The sequence below is a fragment of the Psychrobacter phenylpyruvicus DSM 7000 = NBRC 102152 genome, assembly GCF_000685805.1.
GTDB lineage: Bacteria > Pseudomonadota > Gammaproteobacteria > Pseudomonadales > Moraxellaceae > Psychrobacter > Psychrobacter phenylpyruvicus.
The window spans coordinates 21,323-27,700 of the sequence record NZ_JMKP01000033.1; the positions used below are offsets into that span (position 1 = coordinate 21,323).

Sequence of the window (6,378 nt, forward strand, 5' to 3'; positions counted from 1 at the left end):
AACAATACAAACAGCTAGATAAACAAAAAGCCGAGCAAATGCTCAGCCTTTCGTTAATAAATTCCAAATCAGATTAGCTGTTAGTCTTTTAAAACTTCTGCCATAGCATTGGCCACATAGTCGATATTGCTGCTATTCAGACCGGCGACACACATACGAGAGTTTGACACCATGTAGATACCGAACTCAGCTTTTAGGCGTTCTACTTGCTCAGGGGTTAGGCCAGTAAAGCTAAACATACCGTTTTGAGTGGTTAAGTAATCAAAGTCACGACCTGGTACTTTGGCCTCTAGCACTGACTTAAGCTTCAGGCGCATGGCTTTGATACGGTCACGCATGCCATAAACTTCACCAACCCACTGCTCATAAAGCTCATCATCATTCATCACGATATCTACGATGCGGCCGCCATGTGACGGTGGGCTTGAGTAGATACGGCGAACGGTGAATTTAAGCTGACCAAAGACGCGATTGGCTTCTTCCTCATTTGGACAAACCACAGATAGGCCACCAACACGCTCACCATAAAGCGATAGGTTTTTTGAAAAAGAGTTACTGACAAATAAAGGCAGACCCATATCAACCGCTTTACGAATGGCATAAGCATCGCTGTCCATGTCTGAACCAAAGCCTTGATAAGCGATGTCCATGAATGGGATTAGCTCACGCTGTTGAACCACTTGCAATAGCTCATCCCATTGGGCTTGTGTTAAATCCACACCGGTTGGGTTATGGCAGCAAGGGTGTAATAGCACCACGTCGTTTTTGTTTAGGGTATTGAAAAATGCGATTAGCTCTTCAAATTTCACAGTACCCGTGGCTTTGTCATAGTAAGGGTATTTACCCACTTCTACGCCGCTGCCTTCAAAGATAGCAATGTGGTTGCCCCAAGTTGGATCACTCACATAGCATTTTGATTGTGGGAACCAAGTATTGATAAAGTCAGCACCAACTTTTAGCGCACCAGAGCCACCAATGGTAGCCACGGTCGCTACACGGTTTTGTTGTAATACAGGGGCATCTTTACCAAATAATAGGTTCTGACAGCCTTTACGATGTCCTGGCAGACCTTCCATAGGCAGATAGGGGCGGGCAGAAATAGGGTTTGCGATGCGCTGTTCAGCGGTCTTCACACACTCAAGCACCGGCAATACGCCATCTTCATCATAATAAACGCCAACGCCAAGGTTTACTTTATTAGGATTGCTGTCATTAGCAAACTCAACCATTAGGCCTAAAATTGGGTCACCAGCATAGAATTCGACACGTTCAAACATTTTTTTTCCTTAAACAAGGGGGTGGGTCAAGCAGTCCTTTAGAATAAACCAGATTTACGGTGAACTCAATGCTAGATTTTATGACAAATCACGGTTTTAATAGCTTTCAAGGCTAAAGTTTATCTAAATTGTAAAAAAATTGTTATCATGGTCTGATTATTTATCCTGATAAAAAAAATGGATGACCTATGTCGACTAATTCTCCCACTCACAACTCACAACTTGACCCCAAGCTGGCTTTTTTGATGGCTGGCATCGTGCTATTGATTATGGGCGTAACCATGATCAGCTTCGGTTGGGTTCCGCACTTATCTTTAATATTGGCTATTTGCTTTTTGCTGTTAATGGGTCTACTGCGAGGATTGAGCTTTGATCACATGCAGTCTGAAATGGCAGCTGGGGTGGTCAGTGGTAGTGGCGCGATTTATCTGTTTTTCTTTATTGGCTTAATGGTCGCGGCGTTAATGATGTCGGGGGCCATTCCCACCTTGATGTACTTTGGCTTTGAGCTGATATCGCCGCGATTTTATTATATCTCTGCTTTTGTGCTTACCTCTATTATCGGCATTGCCTTGGGCAGTAGCTTAACCACGGTGGCTACCCTCGGTGTGGCGTTCATCGGTATGAGCAATGCTTTCGATGCCAATGTGGCGATTGCGGCAGGAGCAGTGGTCTCTGGGGCATTCTTTGGTGATAAAATGTCACCGTTATCAGATACGGGAACCATTGCATCTTCGGTGGTGGGTATTGATCTGTTTGAGCACTTACGAAATATGATGTATACCACGGTGCCGGCCTGGGTTATCAGTGTGCTGCTATTTTGGATGTTGTCTGGACAGACCCATGCTGGGAATTTATACCAGGTGACGGTACTACAAGGGCAACTGATCGAGAGTGGCTTGGTACACAGCTATGCAGTACTGCCGTTTGCGGTATTGGTGATATTGGCTTTGCTACGAGTGAATGCCATTTATACCATTATCTGTACCATTATCAGTGCGTTAATCATTACTTATATGCATAGCTCGCCAAGTATTGCAGAGTTAGGCAGTTATTTCTTTGCCGGATATACCCCTGCTGAGAATTTAGATTTGGGTGAAGTGGGGGGTATGCTGACCCGCGGTGGTATCCAAAGTATGTTCTTTACCCAGACCATTGTGATATTGGCATTAAGTTTGGGCGGATTATTAAAAACTTTGGGCATTTTACCGGCGTTATTGGAGGGCATGAGGGATAAGTTGACCACCGCAGGCCAGGCCATCTTCGCTGCTGCTATGTCGGCACTCAGTATTAACGTGCTTATTGGAGAGCAGTATTTAAGTATCTTGCTATCGGGTACCGCATTTCGTCCGACCTTTGAACGTTTGAGCTTACATCCTAAGAATTTATCACGCACTATTGAAGATGCGGGTACGGTTATTAACCCATTGGTACCCTGGAGTGTGTGTGGGGTGTTTATTAGCCAGGCGTTGGAAGTCCCGGTATTAGAGTATTTACCGTATGCTTTCTTCTGTTATTTGTCGCTGCTACTAACGATATTGTTTGGGTTTAGTGGGATTACTATTAGTCGGTTGGATAAGCAGTCTTAAGCTAGTACAATTAAAAAACAATCAGTATTTCTAAAATAAAACTAGCACTTCTTAAAATAAAAAACTATGCGGATATATTATGAATAATAAAATTTTGGTAACAGGCGGGGTAGGTTATATTGGTTCGCACACTTGTATCGAGCTGATTGCAGCGGGCTACGAGGTGGTGGTTTATGACAACCTATCTAACAGTAATCTTGAAGCTTTAAGGCGTGCGGAGCAGCTGGCAAGCAAAGAAATTACTTTTATTAAAGGTGATGTGCTAGATAGTAAGCTACTAAACCAAGTGTTTGATAAACATGACTTCTTTGGGGTAATTCATTTTGCCGGCCTAAAAGCCGTTGGCGAGTCGGTTGCTCAGCCGCTAAGATATTATAAAAACAATGTTACTGGTACCCTTGAACTGTTAGAAGTAATGCAAAGCCATAATGTGAAAAACTTTGTTTTCTCCTCTTCTGCTACGGTTTATGGTGATCCTGAAACGCTACCTATCCCAGAAACAGCCCCACGTTCTTGCACCAACCCTTATGGACAGTCAAAGTTAACGGTTGAATATATCTTACAAGACTTAGCGAAAGCGGATCCGAGTTGGAACATTGCTTGTCTGCGTTACTTCAACCCAGTCGGTGCGCACAGTTCAGGCTTAATCGGTGAAGACCCTAATGGTATCCCGAATAACTTAATGCCTTATATTAGCCAAGTGGCAGTAGGCAAGTTGCAGCAGCTAAGTGTCTTTGGTAGTGACTATGATACTGTGGATGGTACTGGGGTACGCGACTTTATCCATGTAGTGGACTTAGCAAAGGGTCATGTGGCTGCTATTGACTATCTTAAAAAACAAGCTGCTGATTCAGAATCAGGGGTAGGTTTTGAACCTATTAACTTGGGTACCGGTAATGGCAGTTCGGTTTTACAATTAGTAGAGGCCTTTGAAAAAGTTACCGGTCAAAGCGTGCCGTATCAATTAACTGACAGACGTCCTGGAGATATTGCGGCTTGTTATGCCAGTGCCGATAAAGCCAAAGACTTACTAGGCTGGCAAGCTGAGTTAACTATTGAAGATATGTGTAAGGACAGTTGGCGTTGGCAGAGTCAGAATCCTAGTGGGTATGAATAGACTTAGTTTACTAAGTGCTATGATCTAAAAAAGCTCTAAGCCAATGGTTTAGAGCTTTTTTAGTGAGGTATTAGTTAATTATTAAAAATTAGCAAATTCAACGCCGATACCGCCACCAACATCTGTAGAATGAATATCAGAATCAGATACCCAAGCACGGCTAGAAATCGTAGTTTTTGGGCTTAATTGGTGTTCCCAAGCTACGTCTAATACTGTTAGCTTGTCTGACTCTGGGAAGGCTTTATTACTTGTATAAGAGCGATTACCCTCTATCCCAGATTGGTTAACTTTTGCATGCTGTACCTTGGCGTTGATAAAGTTTTGGCTATCAAGCCAAAGCTTGCCACCTACAGCGATACTTTCGGTATCACCACCTAAGGCGTAACCTAACGGATAGCCATGCTGATAATAGCCGTCAGTATAGATATAATGATTATACGAGATATCTCTAACATCACGACTAGAGCGTGTATCTGTCCATTCGGTATACAATTGGTAGGGGACAGTACCATGACGTGCTGAGTTAAAGGCAGAAGCGAAGTCGATACCCGCTAAATACATATTTTTTGCTGGCAAGTAGCCTGCTTCATCTTCGCCTACATATTGAGCATAAACACCTACTGGGAGGTTGCTGTAAGTTAAGGAGGCAAGATTCACTCGGGCATCAAAACCTGCCAAACTATTAGTAGGATCGGTGTCGGGGTCACCAGTATTGTCATTTTTACCGGTTAAGGCATCAACAAACGAGCTAAAGCTTTCTGAACGGCCATCACCACCCCACATAATCATACGTGATGCACCCAACTCTAACCATGAAGTAGGGCTAGCGCTAAGTCTAGTGCCAATAAGCTTGGTATCAGGAATGGCTTTATAGTCATCCAGCTGACCTAGGAATAGTTGATATTGCCAAGGACCTATCCAATTTAAATATTGGTTGTCAGGTGCAGCTTGAATATCACGCTGCATAGTAACACCCATAACTGGCTTACTGGCATCTCCACGGATAAGGCTACCATCGTGACCTGGTCCCCACCAAGTAGGGATTTGGCCAGCAATTAACCATTGGTTGGCATATTTACCTGCTACATAAGAGCCTTCAAAGCTGTAATCATTATCGTCAATATCATCATCTTTGACATGAGCTTGAAGATAAAGCTCCCAATCTTCCTCACTAATACCTGCTTTGGCACTGGCTTCGAAGCTGGCTAATTTATCGTCTGCGAAGCTTTGAGGCAGTTGTTGTCTATCAGTCTGTCCATAGGCAGAGATAGTAGTAGTCACTAAAGATTTAGGTTGCTTACCTAGAGTATAGCGTACAGACTGAACGATTTGTTGTTGTTCAGGAGTTTGAATATTAGCAGACTCTAAAGCTCGATTAATCTCATTGGTGGTTAATGGCCAAGTGCTGGTACTGATCTGAATGACACCTTGAGCTTGTAACCAGTCAAGCTCTGATTTTAAGCTCATGTCATTCATCTGTAAGTTTTGAGCACTAGCTACTACACTGGCTACGCTTATGCTTAACGCCAGAGCGGTTAAGTTTAATAATTTAGAAGAAGTTGGGTTTAATATTGGCATAGGAGATACTCAATCGTGATAAACAGATAGTTTATCTTAATAAGTAGGAGTTAAAGTTTGTTGTTTTGTATAAAGGGTAGGGGCTAACGAGCCCCAAATCCTGTCAGCATAGTGTGTATAGTTTTGAAGAATATAAGTAAGTCTAAAGAGAATGAGATATGCTTAATATAGTAAAAGTCATATTCAATTTTAATTTTGGTCTCTTCAGGACCTGTGGCATATCCTTGATTAACTTGTGCCCAACCAGAGATACCGGGCTTAACAATGTGACGATAATTAAAAAAAGGGACTTCTTTTTCTAACTCAACAGCGAAGTCAAGAAACTCAGCTCTAGGGCCTATTAGACTCATTTCGCCTTTGATAACGTTTATGAATTGTGGAAGTTCATCAATACGTGTCTTACGGATAAATTTACCGACTCTAGTGATACGATTATCATTTTCAGTAGTTAACACTTCTTCCGCTTTTTCGCGCATACTGCGGAACTTATAAACTTGAAATACCCCCCTGTGTCAGGATAGTTGTCACCCCTAACAATCAAGTAAAAGGGGGTAACAAGGAACAAAGATGTCCAGATACAGTGAAGAGAGAAAACAAGCTATATTAAGCAAGCTATCGCCGCCACATAACTTAAGTGTATCAGAAGTTGCAAGAAGTGAAGGCATAGGTGTACAAACCCTATATAATTGGCGTAATCAAGCTAGAGAACAAGGACAGCCCATGCCCGGCAATAAAAACACTCCCGATAACTGGTCAAATGAAGCAAAACTTGCCACCATCATAGAGGCCAGCGGCTTATCAGAGACCGAGCTTAGCG

The 6,378-nt window shown here is 42.8% G+C and carries 5 protein-coding genes and 1 pseudogene; 3 read left to right on the forward strand and 3 right to left on the reverse strand.

Translation table 11 applies throughout. The annotated features are described in order from the left end of the window. Positions 1-80 precede the first annotated feature (80 nt). A complete protein-coding gene (locus tag G561_RS0111145; protein WP_028859631.1) occupies positions 81-1,277 on the reverse strand; it encodes an amino acid aminotransferase in 1,197 nt (398 codons plus the stop codon). 188 nt (positions 1,278-1,465) lie between these two features. On the opposite strand from G561_RS0111145, the gene nhaC reads away from it, so the two are divergent. Together nhaC and galE are read left to right on the forward strand one after the other, a co-directional pair. Beyond that, entirely contained in the window at positions 1,466-2,866 is a 1,401-nt protein-coding gene (gene nhaC / locus G561_RS0111150) for a Na+/H+ antiporter NhaC (RefSeq protein ID WP_028859632.1), read from the forward strand. Between the two features lie 79 nt (positions 2,867-2,945). Beyond that, positions 2,946-3,983, forward strand: coding sequence for a UDP-glucose 4-epimerase GalE (galE, locus tag G561_RS0111155; protein WP_037032296.1), 1,038 nt, complete (start codon positions 2,946-2,948; stop codon positions 3,981-3,983). An 81-nt stretch (positions 3,984-4,064) separates the two neighbouring features. On the opposite strand, the gene G561_RS0111160 is transcribed toward galE, so the two are convergent. Next, complete coding sequence (locus G561_RS0111160) at positions 4,065-5,561, reverse strand: capsule assembly Wzi family protein (protein WP_051584523.1); 1,497 nt, start codon at positions 5,559-5,561, stop codon at positions 4,065-4,067. A gap of 83 nt (positions 5,562-5,644) precedes the next feature. Continuing rightward, positions 5,645-6,052, reverse strand: a pseudogene (locus G561_RS14545) (sugar transferase); the annotation flags it as partial. 76 nt (positions 6,053-6,128) lie between these two features. Between G561_RS14545 and G561_RS0111170 the strand changes: the two are divergent. Then, positions 6,129-6,378: transposase (locus tag G561_RS0111170; protein ID WP_028859635.1), on the forward strand; the 250-nt coding region annotated here is incomplete at its 3' end.